The sequence below is a fragment of the Kiloniella antarctica genome (assembly GCF_042682825.1).
GTDB lineage: Bacteria > Pseudomonadota > Alphaproteobacteria > Kiloniellales > Kiloniellaceae > Kiloniella > Kiloniella antarctica.
Genome location: NZ_JBHUII010000001.1, coordinates 960963 through 976682 on the forward strand (window position 1 = coordinate 960963; position 15720 = coordinate 976682).

The following is a 15720-nucleotide window of genomic DNA, read 5'->3' on the forward strand; positions in this document are numbered from 1 at the left end:
CTTGCGAATCAGCTGTTAAAAGTAGTTAACGATTGGCAAAGTCTAATTGGGACTGCGGGTTTCTACCAGTAACCAATTTGGATTATTATTACGGGTATCACGAGAGAAGGTCCAGATATCCGTAACTTTAACGACATGATTGGCATCACCATCAACGGTATTACCGTTTGCATCACGGGTAACGTTGACCTGCTCAGATACAAATTTCACTGTAATTACCGCATAGTCTCCGGACATTTCTGCTTCAATAATATCTGCATCAGAAACCCCGACCATCACTGTTTCATGAACGTGGTTTTGAGCTTCTCGTTCATCAATAGCAACTTGAAAGCCACTATAAACATCATCGGCAAGGAGATCACGCAGGGTATTTTTATCCCCCGAAGCGTAGGAGTTGATGACCATTTCAAATGCCATCCCTGCACCTTTTACGAATTCAGAGGAATCAAAATTCCGATCTGCTTTGGCAACATCGGATAAGCCATTTGCAAGCTCCGAATTCGCAGGAATAACGTCTTCTGCCAATTTACCGCTGTGCATTGAACCTGTACGAATTTCTTTGACTGGTTCGTTTGAATCATCCGAAAATTTAGAATCAGTAGATTGACGTTTTTCGCGATTCGGTAAATTAACGACGTTATCATTTTCTCTTTGATCCTGTACAAAAGGATCCTGATCAGGTCTTTCTTCAAAGCCAGTACGTTTACCTAATGTACTGCGAAGTCTTAAGACAAGAAATACTGCAACAGCAGCGAGAAGAACAATTTCAAAAAAAGGGAAACCGTTACCCATGGGTGATTTGTTCCAATAAATATTGATCAACTACTAGTTAGAGACCGTTTTAGCCCCTATATTAATAATCACTATATATACTTTAAATAAGCAAGTGCTTAAGAAAGAGCAAGTATGGGAATTATTTTCCTTTTTCTTTTTATCGGTATCCCCTTGTTGGAGATTATCGTTTTAATAGAAGTCGGTGATCAAATTGGCCTGTGGAGCACCATAGGGTTAATTATTCTCACGGCAATTATCGGGACCTGGATGTTACGTCTTCAAGGTCTTGCCACGCTTGCGAACGCACAAAAACAACTTAATCAAGGCGCTGTACCCGCTCAGGAAATTTTTGATGGAATCTGCCTGCTCGCGGCAGGTGCCTTACTGCTAACACCCGGGTTTGTCACCGACAGTATAGGATTTAGTTTACTACTCCCTCCTGTTCGGGAGATTTTACGCAATACCGTGGGGAAAAAAATTTCCACAAGAATGCAAAATGCCCAAGCGCGTCAACAATCGCCGGGGCAATCAAGCCCTCAGCCACCTTTTACCCGTCCCAACACCTGGAAAAATGATAACAATATTATCGATGGTGACTTTCAAGACGTTACCAAAAATGACCATGATCGATTAAAATGAACGTTTTAGAACAATCATTTTAACTCATCATTGACCAAAAAAAGTAGAGCCGTTACATTAACAATGGTTCTATTTTCATCATTTCAGCTTAATTATTTCCACTTAATAGAACAGCCCATAGAAGCTATTTGATCTCTCGGTCCCTTACCTGTTGCAGCAACACCAAGCATCGCCTCAAGTAAATCCCTCTTAGCATTAGGAATGACCTTCGCTGTTGATGCATCAAGACGGCCACGATATTGAAGGCCAAGCCCCGTATCAAAACCGAAAAAATCAGGCGTACAAACCGCGTCATAAGCCTTTGCAACTTCTTGGCTCTCATCAATGAGATAAGGAAAAGTGAAGTTGTTTTCCTGACTAAATAACTTCATATTCTCAGGAGAATCAGAAGAATAATGTTGGTAATCATTCGACATAACTGCCGCAACACCAATTCCTACGGCTTGTAGTCTCTCAGCATCAGCAACGAGATTACCAATGATCGCCTTCACATAGGGACAATGATTACAAATATACGCAATCAAAGTTCCATTTGGGCCACTTACATCTTCAAGCGTCCACACTTTTCCATCGAAGTCAGAGAGTGAAAACGCAGGTGCTTTCCATCCAAAATCACAAATCGGTGTTTCTATAAGCATGTTATTCCTAGATGACGTGTCGAATTAAGGTAAATATATAGGTGCCTGTTCTAATTTCACCAATTTTCCTTAATCAAATTAACTTGATGTTACAAAAAAACAATGAATTCAAATTCCTAAGAAAAATATATCAACAGCAGTTTTCTTATTATGACATCACCTATATTATGTCCTTAATCCCAATTAAGTGGCACCCGTATTCTTAGGAATAATGATGTATCTTCTCAGACATGGACAATCCCAGTTTAACGTCACTTATTCCAAGACCAAAATTGACCCAAACATTCCGGATCCGGAACTAACAAGCATAGGTCGCAATCAAATTCGTACTGCTGCCGAGAGTCTCAAGGAAAAAGAAATCACCAACATTCTTGTCAGCCCTTATACCAGAACATTACAAACTGCTGATATTGTTGCTGATATTTTAAAAATTCCTATTAAAATTGAATCGCTTGTGCACGAGCATGCATTTTTTTCCTGCGACATAGGGTCAACCGCTTCAAAATTATCCAAAGCTTGGCCGCACCTTGATTTTGACAATCTAAACGAACACTGGTGGCCCGATTTGGATGAAACAGAACACCAAGTAAAATTACGGTGCCATGCATTCCAGCAAAAAATGTTAGATCTTGGGGACTGGTCTAAAACCCTTGTGGTTAGCCATTGGGCTTTTATTCGAAGCCTTACGGGCAAGGAAACGATAAATGGTGAAATTTTGAACGTAAATTTAGCTTCTTTAGACATCAATCCAGAGAACAAGACAGAAAACACTCTCCTCGGAGCAGATTAAGTCGATCTATAAGTTAAAAGACATTTCTATAAATACGCCATTTAAGGACCGGCTTTTAGGGTGTGATAAATTATCCCATCCATTAATCCCTGGTTGTTCAGGCCTTCAAAGCATGCTAGCCAAACAGGCAAACTTTTAGGGAGCTTTTTTATGGCTGAAGAAAATACAGCCCAGCAACAGCCGCTGGTAATCAAGATGCAATTCATCAAGGATCTATCCTTTGAGAACCCAAATTCTCCGATGATTTATCCAATGATGTCAGAAAAAGCACCTCAGCTTGACATTAATATAGATGTAAACCCGACCCAACTATCTGATACAGCATACGAAGTTGTTCTCAACATTCGTGGTTCTGCCAAGATTGACGACAAAACAGCCTTTATGGTTGAGCTTGACTACGGCGCGGTTGTTACACTAGCTGAAGGTCTCGAAGCTCAAATTATTGAGCTACTTCTGATGGTTGAATCTCCACGTTACCTCTTCCCATTTGCACGTAATATTGTAGCCGATATCACACGGGACGGTGGATTCCCGCCATTGATTATGAACCCAATCGATTTTCATCAGATGTTCATGCAACGCAAAAACGAAGCTGCTGCTCAATCTGCCAATGAAGAAATGGCAAAAGACGAAACAACAGCAGAAGCATAATAAACCACTTATCGGTTTGTATTTAAAAGGGTAGCTTTTGCTGCCCTTTTTCTATGCCTGTTATTAATAAAATTGTCGAAGTAGAATAAAGACCGAGGATCATTATTTTCTCCAAAGTGGATCATTCAAAAGATCTAACATCGCCTCGTGTGCCACAAGCTCCTCTTCTGGAACAAGGTGTGGCCGGGCCTCCCGAATAGCTTTTCCACTTAAAGGTACAGGCCCTGTCCCTGAAGCTTTTGCTCCAGTTTTTCTATCGTTCTTTTTATTGGCATTCAGGTCAAAGCCATGCTGCCGCCCCCCACGGAGCTCGAGATAAACCTCAGCGAGAAGTTCACAATCAAGTAACGCCCCGTGATATGTCCGAGAGGAGTTATCAATTTCAAACCGGCGACAAAGAGCATCCAGATTAACTGGAGACCCTGGGAAAAGTTCACGCGCAATTATAACCGTATCAATCGGCTTGTTTTTCAGAGCTGGCTTTCCCGCCCACTTAAGCTCTGAATTAAGAAACTTCATATCAAAGGGCGCATTGTGAATAACCAGAGGATCATCACCAATAAACTCTAAAAACTCATCGACAACTTGCGGGAAAAGCGGTTTATCAGCCAAAAATTCTGAGCTAATTCCGTGTACCTTAAAAGCACCTTCAGGCATATCGCGCTCAGGATTGATATAAAGCTGCAGTGATTTTCCGGTCGGAAGGTTTTGATACACTTCCATACAACCAATCTCCACGATACGGTGGCCTTCTTCTGGCTTAAAACCAGTTGTTTCAGTATCGAGAATGATTTCACGCATTAATTTCCATCCGGTAATAAATTTATTGGCAAATAAGCGAAAGATGAGGGGAAAAACCACGGTTTTCTATAACATCTGTGCTCAAGACATCAACGAGTTGTTTGACCCTTAAATAGCTATGACGCTTGCCCTGATTTGATTGTATCACATAATCGGCCAGCGCTCTTTTTTCAGAATCAGGCATTTGTTTTTTTAAGATAGAACCATACTTACTTGCGGTCATTCCTTTGCGAGACATTACTCTTTGATCTTGAATAAAGCTTGGACTACTCACCACCAACACCCCATCACAAAAGCGATAACCTTCTGTCTCAAACAACAGAGGAATATCCAAAACGACTAATTTGCGGCGTTGATGGGCATTACGGCCCAAAAACTCATGCGTTTTTTTTCTCACCAACGGATGTAAAACCGCTTCGAGCTGTTTCAATTTTTTTGAATGGCCAAAAACCTCGTCTCCAAGTTTTTTACGGTCCACCGCGTCGTTTTGGACAACATTTGGAAAAATGGCTTCTATAGACTTAACAGCTGCCCCCTTATAACCAAGCAATTGATGAACTGCGGCGTCAGCATCATGCACAGGCACCTTCAGGCGACGAAAAATTTCTGCTGCCGTACTCTTTCCCATACCAATTGAGCCAGTTAACCCCAGAACATACATCAAAGCTGCTCCTTGAATATTAGAAGTTCGCTGCCTTTCGTCATTATGAGGAACGAGCCATTACGCATCGAGAACAAACTCTCTCAATCTAGGGGTTACTATTGGTTTTTCACCAAACCACGCTTCAAAACCGGGACGAGCCTGATGTAATAACATACCCAGTCCATCAACGATCTCATTACCTCTAGATCTGGCCATATCCAACAAGGGGGTAATCAAAGGTGCGTAAACGATGTCTGTCACCACCGCACTGAGGGGAAGTCCTGTGAGGTCTAAATCCAAAGGCGGTTGACCTGCCATACCAAGGCTGGTCGTATTCACCAAAAGATCGGCGCCTGAAAGAATATTATTTCGATCTTCCCACGCACAAACTTGAATTTTGTTGTTCTGACCTTCCGACACCCCCTGAGCCAATGCTTCAGATCTGGTCTTCGTTCTATTTACCAACAAAATATTAGATACACCCGCGTCCTGGAGGGCCACAATTACACCTCTAGCCGCGCCACCAGCACCAAGCACAACAACTTTTGCTGACGAAAAGTTCAATTGATCAGAGTTCTGTCTCAAATTTTCTATAAACCCGAAAGCATCTGTATTGGAGCCAAAGGAACGTCCATTTTTAAAAATTATTGTATTTACAGCACCAATACGGCGCGCCAGAGGATCAACCTCATTACAGAACCTCAAAGCAGCTTCCTTATGCGGTACCGTAACGTTAACGCCCTGAAATCCGGCATTCATTAATCCGTGCAGAGTTTCTTCAAAATTATCGGGTTCGACCGCAAGCGGAAGATAAGCGCCATCAATTGCGAGTTTTTCCAACCAATAACCGTGAAGTCTTGGGGATTTTGAATGAGATATCGGCCAACCTACAACACCCGCAAGACGGGCTTTCCCAGTTAAAATCATCAGGCGATAATCCTGTTTTGCCGTAAAAAATTGAGAAGCGGGAGTAAAGACAATCCGAGGATTGTGAAATAATCGCCCTGAATTCGATTAAACAACTGCGCTCCAAGTCCCTCTAGCTGATAGGCCCCTACTGAATATAGAGCTTCTTCACCAACAGCTTCCAGATAAGTATTGATAAAATTATCATCCAAAACACGCATGGTTAGTAAAGCTGTCTCATTGTGATGCCAGATACGCTGTCCGTTTTTCACGACACATAGAGAGCACTCAAGTGTATGTGTTTTCCCAGATAAAGCTTTCAAATGAGCTGCGGCATGATCCATATCCTCAGGTTTATCAAACCAGATGCCATTACAATTGAGCATCTGATCAGCACCAATAATAAAACATTCCGGGTTAGAAATAGATACCTTGCGCGCCTTTAGCTCAGCCAACGTTTCAGCAACCTGAAGAGCAGTTGCACCCTCATTTTTAAGAGAGTCTTTGACACTACTTTCATCAATTGACGCAGGTATCGTTCCTGATAAATAAACGCCTGCATTTTTCAATAACTCTTGTCGTGCCTTACTGGCAGAAGCCAGGATTATATCCATTTTTTCTAAATTATCACCGATTATGAAATTACTCATCCTCCATACCCATGTGATGATGGTAATGTTTTATAATCGTGGCTGCCGTTTCTTCAATAGAGCGTCTCGTGACGTCGATAATGGGCCATTTGTGTTCATTACAAAGCTTGCGTGCAATTTTTACTTCTTCTCTGATCGATTCAAGATGTACATAATCAGTCTCTTCTTCATTAGAAATCATCTTTAATCGGCTACGGCGAATTTGCATCAGACTGGCCGGGTCCTTGGTCAAGCCAACAACCAGTGGATTTGTCAAACTATCCAGCTCTTTCGGAAGGGGACAGCCCGGAACCACGGGAACGTTCGCCGCTTTAAATCCCCGGTTTGCCAGATAAATACAGGTCGGGGTTTTCGAAGTCCTAGACACCCCCAGCAATACAATCTCAGCATCATTCAGATTTTGCGGCAGCTGCCCGTCATCGTGATTCAAAGCAAAGTTCATTGCCTCAATTCGATTGAAATACTCGGTATCCAATGTGTGTTGCAGGCCCGGTTTTCCTGACATTTCAAGATTGAAATAACTAGCCAGAGCATGAATAACAGGGTCCAGAACGGGGATTGAAGGCAACCCTAAACGACGACATTCCCTAATCAGAATCTCACGAAGCTCTTGATTAACAACTGTAAAAAGAACAGGTCCCGGCTTTTGTCGAATCTGTAAAAGAACTTTTTCCATTTGAGTTTTTGTTCGGATCAAGCTCCAAACATGCTCAATAGGTTCTTCAACCTTAAACTGAACCATACAGGCCCGGGCTACCGAATTAATCGTTTCACCGGTTGAATCTGATACAAGATGTAAGTGGGATTGTGACATAATCTAATTCCGAACCCTTTGCCCTAAACTGATCTTTGCTGGCTATACATACACATTAAGACTTTGTCGGGAAACCTCTAGTAATTCAACAAGATCAATACTCATTATCCTGAATCACATCTAAATTTTACAACGATCATAATCAAAAGTTCTGCTTTTTAAACAACAGATTATTCACAATACACCATATGTGAATAACCCTGTGGGCACTGGGTAAAACTTTGTGGATAACTATCTGTTTTTTACACAAACTGCTTTTTTGCACACCTTGTCTCTCAAGCACTCCCTAGTCTTATGCGACAATTTGCGACAATACCCACACCTGTGTAAAACCTGTAAAAGGACTCCAGAAATAAAAAAAGTTATCCCCATAATTCACACAATTAAGTAAAATTAAGGACTCCATGACTCTCTGACGAGTCGCTATTTTGATCCCCGCGAAGACTCACAGAAGTAACAGAAAGTTTAATTGAAAGCTTGAAGCTTGCGGACAAGTTATGAATAACTAAACAGTCCTCGTGATTCACAGGGATCTACAACAACAACAAATAATTACTAAAACTTAGTATATTAATAGAGATAACACTTAACGCGAGGTTCATAAGATCGTGAAGACCGAAAACAAGCTCATGATACGTGCTTTAAAAGGCGAAAAAACAGAACGCGCCCCAATTTGGCTTATGCGCCAAGCTGGACGGTTTCTACCCGAATACAGAAAAACAAGAGCTTCAGCCAACGGCTTCCTCGATCTATGTTACACACCCGACCTCGCAGTAGAAGTTACAATGCAACCTATACGCCGCTTTGGCTTTGATGCTTCAATAGTCTTTAGCGATATTCTTGTGATTCCACATGCCCTTGGACAGAAGGTATGGTTCGAAGAGGGAGTGGGACCAAAATTAGAACCTCTCAAATCCATCAAAGACTTGGAAAAACTCAAGCTGGATAACCTTCATACCCATATGGCCCCCGTCTATGAAACCCTTGGACGATTAAAAGAAGAGCTTCCAAAGGAAACTACTCTTATCGGATTTGCAGGCGCTCCCTGGACTGTGGTCAGTTATATGATTGAAGGTGGGTCTTCCAAAGATTATGCAAAAGCAAAAACCTGGGCTTATTCAAGACCAGAAGAATTTGATCGCATTATTGATTTGATAGTAGACGCAACAACTCTTTACCTCATAAAACAAATTGAAAATGGTGCAGAGACAGTACAACTCTTTGATTCATGGGCCGGGATATGGCCAGAATTTGCTTTACGACGTTGGTGTCTAGAACCTTGTAAAAGAATTATAGCTGGAATCAAATCCGTTTATCCTGATGTCCCAGTTATTCTCTTTCCAAGGGGAGTTGGGGATAGTTATAAGTTTTTTGCTAAAGAGAGTGGTGCAGACGCTTTAGGTCTGGATACAACTCTTTCTACGGAATGGGCGAGAGATCACCTTCAACCACATGTTACGGTGCAAGGAAACCTTGATCCCCTGCTTCTGGTTGCTGGTGGAGAGCTCCTAGATCGCTCTATTGAAAAAATACTCTCTGATCTTAGTGATGGCCCCTTTATCTTCAACTTAGGCCATGGCATTGTTCCGCAAACACCGATAGAAAACGTCGAACACATGCTCAAACGCGTCAGAGGCTGATTAACCGTCAGGAAAAGATAAATATGGCTGGATTTTTGGGAGAGGGCTATCTCTGGGTCAAAGCCCTGCATATCATTTCTGTGATCTCATGGATGGCAGGACTACTTTATCTACCAAGGATCTTTGTTTATCACACGCAAGTACCTGTGGGTTCTGAACGTTCAGAAATTTTAAAAGTGATGGAGCGGAAACTTTTCCGTTTCATCATGACTCCTGCGATGGCAGCCAGCTGGTTATTTGGAATTCTGCTTGTCTTAGATACCGAGGCTTTTCGTGAAGGCTGGTTTCATGGAAAATTCCTATTTCTTTTTCTTTTGATGGGTTTTCACGGCACGTCTTCGAAATGGATGAAAACTTTTCAAGCGGATAATAATACTAAAAGTGAAAAATTTTATCGTTTTGCAAATGAAGTCCCAACATTATTGATGATCCTGATCGTAATTTTTGTGGTTGTTAAACCTTTTTAAGACCTAATTAATCTTGGAATCAGCCTGAAAATTAGAAATCCTTTGGAATTCTTTTACTTGACTTCCTTTTTGAGGTACTATAATTCACCCCGCTAACGAATGCGGACCACTTCTTTAGTCCGTTGCCCTACCTTTAGAATATGTAGCATTACAATTTTACTAGGTGCGTCTCAATCTCGACCCTCTAAAAAGTCTAGGCGCCCTTGAATAATTCTTAACTAGTATGTTGCATTCTAAAAATCATCCCGTTCAATAATTTATTTCCGACTGAACCGAACCTTTCCATCATATGAACTTACAAGATTTAAAATTAAAAAGCCCCGCAGAGTTGTTAAAGCTTGCGGAAGAGCTTGAAGTAGAGAACGCTAGTACCCTGCGTAAGCAGGATATGATGTTCGCCATTCTTAAACAAATGGCTGAGAACGATGTGCCAATCTTTGGCTCTGGTGTTTTAGAAATTCTTCAAGATGGATTTGGCTTCCTGCGTGCGCCGGAATCTAACTACTTACCAGGACCGGATGATATTTATGTCAGCCCGAGCCAAGTTCGTAGATTTGGTTTGCGAACCGGGGATACAGTCGAAGGGCAGATACGTGCGCCAAAGGATGGCGAACGTTATTTTGCCCTTCTCAAGGTTAACTCGATTAACTTTGACCAACCGGAATCTTCTCGTCACAGGATCAACTTTGACAACCTGACCCCGTTGTATCCGGACGAAAAACTTAAACTAGAAATAGATGATCCAACCTCAAAAGATATGACGACACGCGTCATTGATTTGGTTACGCCACTGGGTAAGGGTCAGCGTGCTTTGATCGTTGCACCACCAAGAACTGGTAAAACAGTCTTGATGCAGAATATTGCTCACTCAATCGCGACCAACCATCCAGAAGTATTCTTGATTGTTCTCCTTATAGATGAACGTCCAGAAGAAGTAACTGACATGGCGCGCTCTGTTAAGGGTGAAGTCGTAAGTTCTACTTTTGATGAACCTGCACACCGTCACGTTCAGGTTACTGAGATGGTTCTTGAAAAAGCAAAACGCCTTGTTGAGCATAAAAAAGATGTTGTCATTCTTTTGGACTCTATTACGCGTCTCGCACGTGCCTACAACACGGTTGTGCCAAGTTCAGGTAAGGTTTTGACAGGTGGTGTCGATGCTAATGCCCTACAACGTCCTAAGCGCTTCTTTGGTGCTGCTCGTAACATTGAAGAGGGTGGAAGCTTAACAATTATTTCTACGGCCCTTATTGATACCGGTAGCCGTATGGATGAAGTCATCTTTGAAGAGTTTAAAGGTACGGGTAACTCTGAAATTGTACTTGATCGTAAGTTATCTGATAAACGTACTTACCCTGCGATTGATATCAGTAAGTCTGGTACACGTAAGGAAGAACTACTTGTTGATAAAAAGACTCTTGGCAAAATGTGGGTTTTACGTCGTATTCTAACACCAATGGGTGTAACAGATTCTGTTGAATTCCTGGTCGAAAAACTTAAAACTTCAAAAACGAATGAAGAATTCTTTGATTCAATGAATAACTAATTTTTATTGATTAGAATGTAAAAATAGGGCCGCATTAAGCGGCCCTATTTAGTTTTAAATCCAAAACCGATTTAATGCTCTGGTATAAGAATTGTCGACCCAGTTGTTTTTCGAGCTTCCAAATCTTTATGTGCAGTTACTGCATCTGAGAGTGAGTAGCTTTGTTTGACTTCGATTTTAATGGCACCAGACGATACAGCATCAAATAAAGCTGTTGCAGATGCCAGCATGTCAGCATGAGTTCCACAATAATGGGCGAGACTTGGTCTTGTTAAATAAAGACCTCCTTTACCATTTAAGATCAAGGGTTCTATTGCTGGTACTGGTCCTGAAGCATTACCAAAGGTAACCATTGTTCCTCGAACTTTAAGGCAATCAAGGGACCCCATAAATGTATCCTTACCAACAGAATCGTAAACGACGTTTACCCCTTTGCCATTGGTAATATCTTTTACTCTTTCCACAAAGTCTTCAGTTTTATAATTGATTATATGGTGACAGCCTTTTGCTTTCGCAATTTCTGCTTTCTCTTGTGAACCAACGGTTCCTATTACAGTGGCCCCCAGTGCATTCAACCATTGTATTGCTATGGAACCTACACCACCGGCAGCAGCATGAAAGAGGACAATATCACCTGGTTGTACACAGTATGTTCTTCTGATGAGGTACTCAGTTGTCATACCTTGTAACATCATAGAGGCCGCTTGGTTGTCTGAAATTCTTTCAGGAATCAATATTACCTTATCAGCGGGGATTATTCTGTTTTCTGCATATGAACCAATAGGGCCTGTGCCATAGGCTACTCGATCCCCAATATGCAGGTCAGTTACGCCTGGTCCTATTTCTTCGATAATGCCAGCAGCTTCTAGACCAATTCCAGAAGGAAGAGTTGCTTGTGGATAGAGACCTGTCCGGTGGTATACATCAATAAAGTTCAAACCAATTGCTGTTTGCTTTAAACGTATTTTTCCTTTTGCTGGTGTTCCAACTTCAACGTTTTCGTATTTAAGGACTTCTGGACCGCCATAGTTATAGAATTGTACAGCCTTGCTCATGATCTTTTTATACTCCTGATAAAATATGGATAGTACCAATCGTAGGTATTTTTATATTTTCAATTACAATTATCTTTTGAAGATATCACAAACCGGGAAGATCTGGCTGTTTATCCTCAAACAGTTTGAATCCTTCAATAAGTAGTAATTCTTTTTTGGATTGGTCTCCCTGACCTTGTTGACCACCTGAAAAGCCGCCTAAATTTTGGTTTCCAGCAATAACTCGGTGGCAGGGTATTATAATTGGTATTGGATTTGCGCCACAAGCACCACCAACGGCTCTCGCGACTGAACCTACTTCACGCGCAATATCACCGTAAGTTTTGACTTTTCCGTATTGAATATTACTGAGCGCTGTCCAGACATTTTGTTGAAACTGTGTACCTTTTGGAGAAAGGGGTAGATCTAAAAAATTTGTTTTTTTACCTTCAAAATAAGCTAACACCTGTTTTTTAGTTTCAAGCAAAAGATCAGTATTAACGCACTTTTCTAAACCTATACTTTGTTCTGTTACCCAATTCAGGTGGGTAATATTTCCATCATTTTCGACGATTTTGAGATATCCTTGAGGAGATAAAAAAGTCAGTTGGGGCATATGATCTTCCTGATTGTTCTGGCAATAGAAGTTAGGACATAAAAAATTGACAGACCTAAGTCAGATTTATTTACTAGTTATTTTTTTGTGTAAGAATTATGACTTGAAATATGACAAACATCATCTTCTTAATATTAAGGATTAAAAAGTGGAAAGTGCTAACATAAAATCTATGAGTTGGAATTTCAAAAAGCTTATAGGTTTTAACGTTTTAATTATATCTATCATTTTCATGTTTATAGGAAATGATTTCAAGACCCCCTGGGATGAAGCCATATTTTTTATGTTGAATGGATCTCTTCAAGAAGAAAGAGACATTTGGAATGGATATTGGGCGATCACAAATAGTCGATTATTTGATACGTTTAGCGCTGTTCTTCTTGGTTTCGTTTGTCTTGTTTATCTGCTTAAAAATCGTGAAAACGTTTTTGCAGAACGCTTATCAAGAACATTATTATTAGTTATTTCTGTTATTTTGATCATGATCTCTATATCAAAAGGGTTCGAATATTATTATCACCAAAGTCCTTCTCAAATTTTAAAACCTTTTATCAATATCAATGATCTTGTTTCTTGGTTAGATGTTAAAACAGGTACGAGAAAATCTTTCCCGAGTGACCATGCCGCTATTTCATTTGTGTCAGTTATTTTATCTTGGCGATTCTTTGGGCGAAAATATGGGATATTCTTAACTATCTTTGCATTAATTAATGCAACACCTAGAATGGTTGGCGGCGGTCATTGGTTTGGTGATGTTTGGATTGGTGGTTTACTGCTCGCTTGTTTTATTTCTGTTTGGTTGATTTATAGTCCCTTTTTATCTCTAGTAAGGGTGGGGGTTGATAAAATTCTCAAATTGAAATTTTTTCATAAACTTACATCTCGTCTATCTTAAGGTATAATGTTTCACGGGAAACATTAATTCTTTTCCTTGTCAGTTAAGATCAAACAGGAGTTGTGTTGTGAAGTTTACAGTTGATGTTGATTGTACCCCAGAAGAAGCGCGTCATTTTTTGGGCCTTCCAGACGTAAGTGCTTTACAAGAAGAAGCCCTTTCTGAAATTCGAACAAAAATGCTAAAGATGATCCAATCAAGTGATTCTGAAGCCCTAATGAAATCCTGGATGCCAAGTTCAGTTCCTGATTCCATGAAAGGTTTAGATCAAATGCAAAAAATGTTCTGGTCTCAATTTTCGCCTAAATCGCCTAATACACCAAAAAATGATTAACCGTGGAAGAAGTTGATAATTAGCAGTTCTGCTATGCCAAAATCTGTTTTGACCTGGCATTATCGTAGGCCTATGTTAATCGACTTTGCTTAATCTTTCTGAATGTAAAACGTAATGTCAGAGACAATATTTGCCCTTTCTACTGCTCCGGGATTAGCTGGTGTTGCTGTGATCAGGGTTTCAGGTCCAGAGGCTAAAATGGTGTGGGAAAAGATGTGTTCGCATCAACCCAAGCCTCGTATTGCCAGTTTGATTAAATTATCTGATCCATATGACCAATCAGAAATAGATCGTTGTCTTGGACTTTGGTTTCCAGGACCAGCAAGCTTTACCGGTGAAGACGTTGTTGAATTACATCTTCACGGGGGCAGAGCAGTTGTTAATGGTGCTATTGAGGCCTTAGCAAAGCTACCTGGGTTTCGACCTGCTGAGGCAGGGGAATTTACGAGAAGGGCCTTTAATAATGATAAGTTGGATCTAACAGAAGTAGAAGGTCTTTCTGATTTAATTGCCGCGGAAACAGAAGCTCAACGCAAACAAGCTATACGTCAAATGGATGGTGAGCTCTCACGTTTGATCGAAGGATGGCGAGAACGGCTTATACGTATTTTAGCTTATCTTGAAGCTGAAATTGATTTTCCTGATGAAGAACTTGAAGAAGGAATTTCAGAGAAGGTAAAGCACAATATAGTGGCATTGATTTCAGATGTTAATCAACATTTAGAAGATGGTCATAAAGGCGAACGGTTAAGGGATGGCTTTTCTATAGCGATTGTTGGCCCGCCTAATGCTGGTAAATCCTCTTTATTGAATGCTTTGGCACGGAGAGATGTAGCGATTGTCTCAGACGTTGCAGGGACCACGCGAGATATAATTGAAGTCCACCTTGACCTATCTGGTTATCCGGTCTTGCTTTCTGATACTGCGGGGTTAAGAGATCTTGAGCTTCACACAACTGATGGTGTTGAACTAGAAGGTATTCGCCGTGCTAAATCTCATGCTGAATCAGCTGATTTGTTATTGGCAGTGTTTGATATTAAAGACTACGAAGATTTAGATAGTTCAACTCTAAAGCTTTTAGAAAATCAAGATAGTTTAGTATTACTGAATAAATGTGATGGGAAGATTCTTGATACAAATTCCCTCCCAGTTTTAAAATCACAAATGGAAATCCTTCAAATTTCCGCTAAAACAGGCTATGGAATTGATGAACTTTTGAGCTTATTAAATCAAACCGTTATTGATAATATGGGTAATATTGGATCTTCATCTGGTATTACACGGCAAAGACATAGATCAGCCCTACAAGATACGTCGAATGCTTTGTCTCGGGCATCTCTTATAGATCTTCCTGAATTGTGTGCTGAGGATCTTCGGTTAGCCACACGTCATTTAGGTCGTATAACTGGTAAAGTTGATGTAGAAGATCTTCTGGATGTTATATTCCGTGATTTTTGCATTGGAAAATAACTCGTTTTGTATTAAATAATGTTTTCCGTTATTTTGATGTCAGATGTTTCACGTGAAACTACGTTAAGCCATATCATTTTATATTAAGGCTTAGAATATCAAAATTACCTATGGCTTATGATCTTATTTAGAAAGATCAGATAAACCTTATTTTGAAATACAATAAGGTTTCAATTATTCACTTACATTTGTTGGTTAGGGTAAAAGTATGCGTTTACTATTAGCTTTGTTGGTTCCATGGCTTCAATTTTTTACTATTGGAAAGCCGATTGCAGGTATCATTTGTTTAATCTTACAAATAACTCTGATTGGCTGGCCTATAGCAGCAATTTGGTCTGTCTATGCTTTAAGTCAGTACAAAACGGATCAAAAAATTAAAGACGCACTGCGAGATCAATTATAACTTCTCCAA

The 15720-nt window shown here is 40.5% G+C and carries 19 protein-coding genes; 10 read left to right on the top strand and 9 right to left on the bottom strand.

Features of this window, described 5'->3' with window-relative positions; genetic code table 11:
• Window positions 1-42 precede the first annotated feature (42 nt).
• Window positions 43-792 carry a Tim44/TimA family putative adaptor protein gene (locus ACFSKO_RS04580; protein ID WP_380248871.1) on the bottom strand — a complete coding sequence of 250 codons (750 nt, stop codon included), beginning with the start codon at window positions 790-792 and terminating at the stop codon, window positions 43-45.
• Between the two features lie 114 nt (window positions 793-906).
• Here ACFSKO_RS04580 and ACFSKO_RS04585 point away from each other — a divergent pair, with 114 nt between their 5' ends.
• The gene (locus ACFSKO_RS04585) at window positions 907-1413 is read left to right on the top strand and encodes an FxsA family protein (protein WP_380248873.1); all 507 of its coding nucleotides are present in this window, start codon (window positions 907-909) and stop codon (window positions 1411-1413) included.
• Between the two features lie 92 nt (window positions 1414-1505).
• Here the strand turns inward: ACFSKO_RS04585 and ACFSKO_RS04590 are convergent, their stop codons facing one another.
• Window positions 1506-2051 (bottom strand): thioredoxin family protein, encoded by a 546-nt coding sequence (locus ACFSKO_RS04590; protein ID WP_380248875.1) that lies wholly within the window; start codon window positions 2049-2051, stop codon window positions 1506-1508.
• Between the two features lie 211 nt (window positions 2052-2262).
• On the opposite strand from ACFSKO_RS04590, the gene ACFSKO_RS04595 reads away from it, so the two are divergent.
• Complete coding sequence (locus ACFSKO_RS04595; protein ID WP_380248877.1) at window positions 2263-2841, top strand: histidine phosphatase family protein; 579 nt, start codon at window positions 2263-2265, stop codon at window positions 2839-2841.
• A gap of 150 nt (window positions 2842-2991) precedes the next feature.
• Window positions 2992-3492 carry a protein-export chaperone SecB gene (gene secB / locus ACFSKO_RS04600; protein WP_380248879.1) on the top strand — a complete coding sequence of 167 codons (501 nt, stop codon included), beginning with the start codon at window positions 2992-2994 and terminating at the stop codon, window positions 3490-3492.
• Window positions 3493-3594: 102 nt separating this feature from the next.
• Here secB and dnaQ read toward each other — a convergent pair whose 3' ends face one another.
• The 5 genes from dnaQ to ACFSKO_RS04625 are packed head-to-tail and all read right to left on the bottom strand — an operon-like array spanning window position 3595 to window position 7306.
• On the bottom strand, window positions 3595-4293 hold the full coding sequence (gene dnaQ, locus ACFSKO_RS04605; protein WP_380248881.1) for a DNA polymerase III subunit epsilon: 699 nt from the start codon (window positions 4291-4293) through the stop codon (window positions 3595-3597).
• A gap of 22 nt (window positions 4294-4315) precedes the next feature.
• Complete coding sequence (coaE, locus tag ACFSKO_RS04610) at window positions 4316-4954, bottom strand: dephospho-CoA kinase (RefSeq protein ID WP_380248883.1); 639 nt, start codon at window positions 4952-4954, stop codon at window positions 4316-4318.
• 60 nt (window positions 4955-5014) lie between these two features.
• Window positions 5015-5863 carry a shikimate dehydrogenase gene (locus ACFSKO_RS04615; RefSeq protein WP_380248885.1) on the bottom strand — a complete coding sequence of 283 codons (849 nt, stop codon included), beginning with the start codon at window positions 5861-5863 and terminating at the stop codon, window positions 5015-5017.
• Window positions 5863-6492: a Maf family protein gene (locus tag ACFSKO_RS04620; protein ID WP_380248887.1), complete on the bottom strand. Its 630-nt coding sequence runs from the start codon at window positions 6490-6492 to the stop codon at window positions 5863-5865. Before ACFSKO_RS04620 ends, ACFSKO_RS04615 begins: the two co-directional genes overlap by 1 nt.
• On the bottom strand, window positions 6485-7306 hold the full coding sequence (locus tag ACFSKO_RS04625; RefSeq protein ID WP_380248889.1) for a pyruvate, water dikinase regulatory protein: 822 nt from the start codon (window positions 7304-7306) through the stop codon (window positions 6485-6487). Before ACFSKO_RS04625 ends, ACFSKO_RS04620 begins: the two co-directional genes overlap by 8 nt.
• A gap of 608 nt (window positions 7307-7914) precedes the next feature.
• Here ACFSKO_RS04625 and hemE point away from each other — a divergent pair.
• The 3 genes from hemE to rho all read left to right on the top strand — a co-directional run bounded on the left by hemE (window position 7915) and on the right by rho (window position 10959).
• On the top strand, window positions 7915-8946 hold the full coding sequence (gene hemE / locus ACFSKO_RS04630; RefSeq protein ID WP_380248892.1) for a uroporphyrinogen decarboxylase: 1032 nt from the start codon (window positions 7915-7917) through the stop codon (window positions 8944-8946).
• Window positions 8947-8969: 23 nt separating this feature from the next.
• The gene (hemJ, locus tag ACFSKO_RS04635; RefSeq protein ID WP_380248894.1) at window positions 8970-9413 is read left to right on the top strand and encodes a protoporphyrinogen oxidase HemJ; all 444 of its coding nucleotides are present in this window, start codon (window positions 8970-8972) and stop codon (window positions 9411-9413) included.
• Between the two features lie 289 nt (window positions 9414-9702).
• Window positions 9703-10959 (top strand): transcription termination factor Rho, encoded by a 1257-nt coding sequence (gene rho, locus ACFSKO_RS04640; RefSeq protein WP_380248896.1) that lies wholly within the window; start codon window positions 9703-9705, stop codon window positions 10957-10959.
• Between the two features lie 71 nt (window positions 10960-11030).
• On the opposite strand, the gene ACFSKO_RS04645 is transcribed toward rho, so the two are convergent.
• Window positions 11031-12014 carry a quinone oxidoreductase family protein gene (locus ACFSKO_RS04645; protein ID WP_380248898.1) on the bottom strand — a complete coding sequence of 328 codons (984 nt, stop codon included), beginning with the start codon at window positions 12012-12014 and terminating at the stop codon, window positions 11031-11033.
• 85 nt (window positions 12015-12099) lie between these two features.
• The gene (locus ACFSKO_RS04650; protein ID WP_380248900.1) at window positions 12100-12609 is read right to left on the bottom strand and encodes a methylated-DNA--[protein]-cysteine S-methyltransferase; all 510 of its coding nucleotides are present in this window, start codon (window positions 12607-12609) and stop codon (window positions 12100-12102) included.
• A gap of 148 nt (window positions 12610-12757) precedes the next feature.
• On the opposite strand from ACFSKO_RS04650, the gene ACFSKO_RS04655 reads away from it, so the two are divergent.
• The 4 genes from ACFSKO_RS04655 (at window position 12758) to ACFSKO_RS04670 (ending at window position 15711) form a co-directional block, all read left to right on the top strand.
• Window positions 12758-13504, top strand: a complete 747-nt coding sequence (locus ACFSKO_RS04655) for a phosphatase PAP2 family protein (protein ID WP_380248902.1) — start codon at window positions 12758-12760, stop codon at window positions 13502-13504.
• A 67-nt stretch (window positions 13505-13571) separates the two neighbouring features.
• Window positions 13572-13838, top strand: coding sequence for a DUF6489 family protein (locus ACFSKO_RS04660; RefSeq protein WP_380248904.1), 267 nt, complete (start codon window positions 13572-13574; stop codon window positions 13836-13838).
• A gap of 114 nt (window positions 13839-13952) precedes the next feature.
• Window positions 13953-15308, top strand: a complete 1356-nt coding sequence (mnmE, locus tag ACFSKO_RS04665) for a tRNA uridine-5-carboxymethylaminomethyl(34) synthesis GTPase MnmE (protein ID WP_380248906.1) — start codon at window positions 13953-13955, stop codon at window positions 15306-15308.
• Between the two features lie 208 nt (window positions 15309-15516).
• Window positions 15517-15711: a YqaE/Pmp3 family membrane protein gene (locus ACFSKO_RS04670; protein ID WP_380248908.1), complete on the top strand. Its 195-nt coding sequence runs from the start codon at window positions 15517-15519 to the stop codon at window positions 15709-15711.
• Window positions 15712-15720 lie beyond the last annotated feature (9 nt).

Bases quoted from the DNA above. Each gene is read 5' to 3' on its own strand.
- ACFSKO_RS04580 (WP_380248871.1), bottom strand. From the start codon at position 792: ATGGGTAACGGTTTCCCTTTTTTTGAAATTGTTCTTCTCGCTGCTGTT.
- ACFSKO_RS04585 (WP_380248873.1), top strand. From the start codon at position 907: ATGGGAATTATTTTCCTTTTTCTTTTTATCGGTATCCCCTTGTTGGAG.
- ACFSKO_RS04590 (WP_380248875.1), bottom strand. From the start codon at position 2,051: ATGCTTATAGAAACACCGATTTGTGATTTTGGATGGAAAGCACCTGCG.
- ACFSKO_RS04595 (WP_380248877.1), top strand. From the start codon at position 2,263: ATGATGTATCTTCTCAGACATGGACAATCCCAGTTTAACGTCACTTAT.
- secB (WP_380248879.1), top strand. From the start codon at position 2,992: ATGGCTGAAGAAAATACAGCCCAGCAACAGCCGCTGGTAATCAAGATG.
- dnaQ (WP_380248881.1), bottom strand. From the start codon at position 4,293: ATGCGTGAAATCATTCTCGATACTGAAACAACTGGTTTTAAGCCAGAA.
- coaE (WP_380248883.1), bottom strand. From the start codon at position 4,954: ATGTATGTTCTGGGGTTAACTGGCTCAATTGGTATGGGAAAGAGTACG.
- ACFSKO_RS04615 (WP_380248885.1), bottom strand. From the start codon at position 5,863: ATGATTTTAACTGGGAAAGCCCGTCTTGCGGGTGTTGTAGGTTGGCCG.
- ACFSKO_RS04620 (WP_380248887.1), bottom strand. From the start codon at position 6,492: ATGAGTAATTTCATAATCGGTGATAATTTAGAAAAAATGGATATAATC.
- ACFSKO_RS04625 (WP_380248889.1), bottom strand. From the start codon at position 7,306: ATGTCACAATCCCACTTACATCTTGTATCAGATTCAACCGGTGAAACG.
- hemJ (WP_380248894.1), top strand. From the start codon at position 8,970: ATGGCTGGATTTTTGGGAGAGGGCTATCTCTGGGTCAAAGCCCTGCAT.
- rho (WP_380248896.1), top strand. From the start codon at position 9,703: ATGAACTTACAAGATTTAAAATTAAAAAGCCCCGCAGAGTTGTTAAAG.
- ACFSKO_RS04645 (WP_380248898.1), bottom strand. From the start codon at position 12,014: ATGAGCAAGGCTGTACAATTCTATAACTATGGCGGTCCAGAAGTCCTT.
- ACFSKO_RS04650 (WP_380248900.1), bottom strand. From the start codon at position 12,609: ATGCCCCAACTGACTTTTTTATCTCCTCAAGGATATCTCAAAATCGTC.
- mnmE (WP_380248906.1), top strand. From the start codon at position 13,953: ATGTCAGAGACAATATTTGCCCTTTCTACTGCTCCGGGATTAGCTGGT.
- ACFSKO_RS04670 (WP_380248908.1), top strand. From the start codon at position 15,517: ATGCGTTTACTATTAGCTTTGTTGGTTCCATGGCTTCAATTTTTTACT.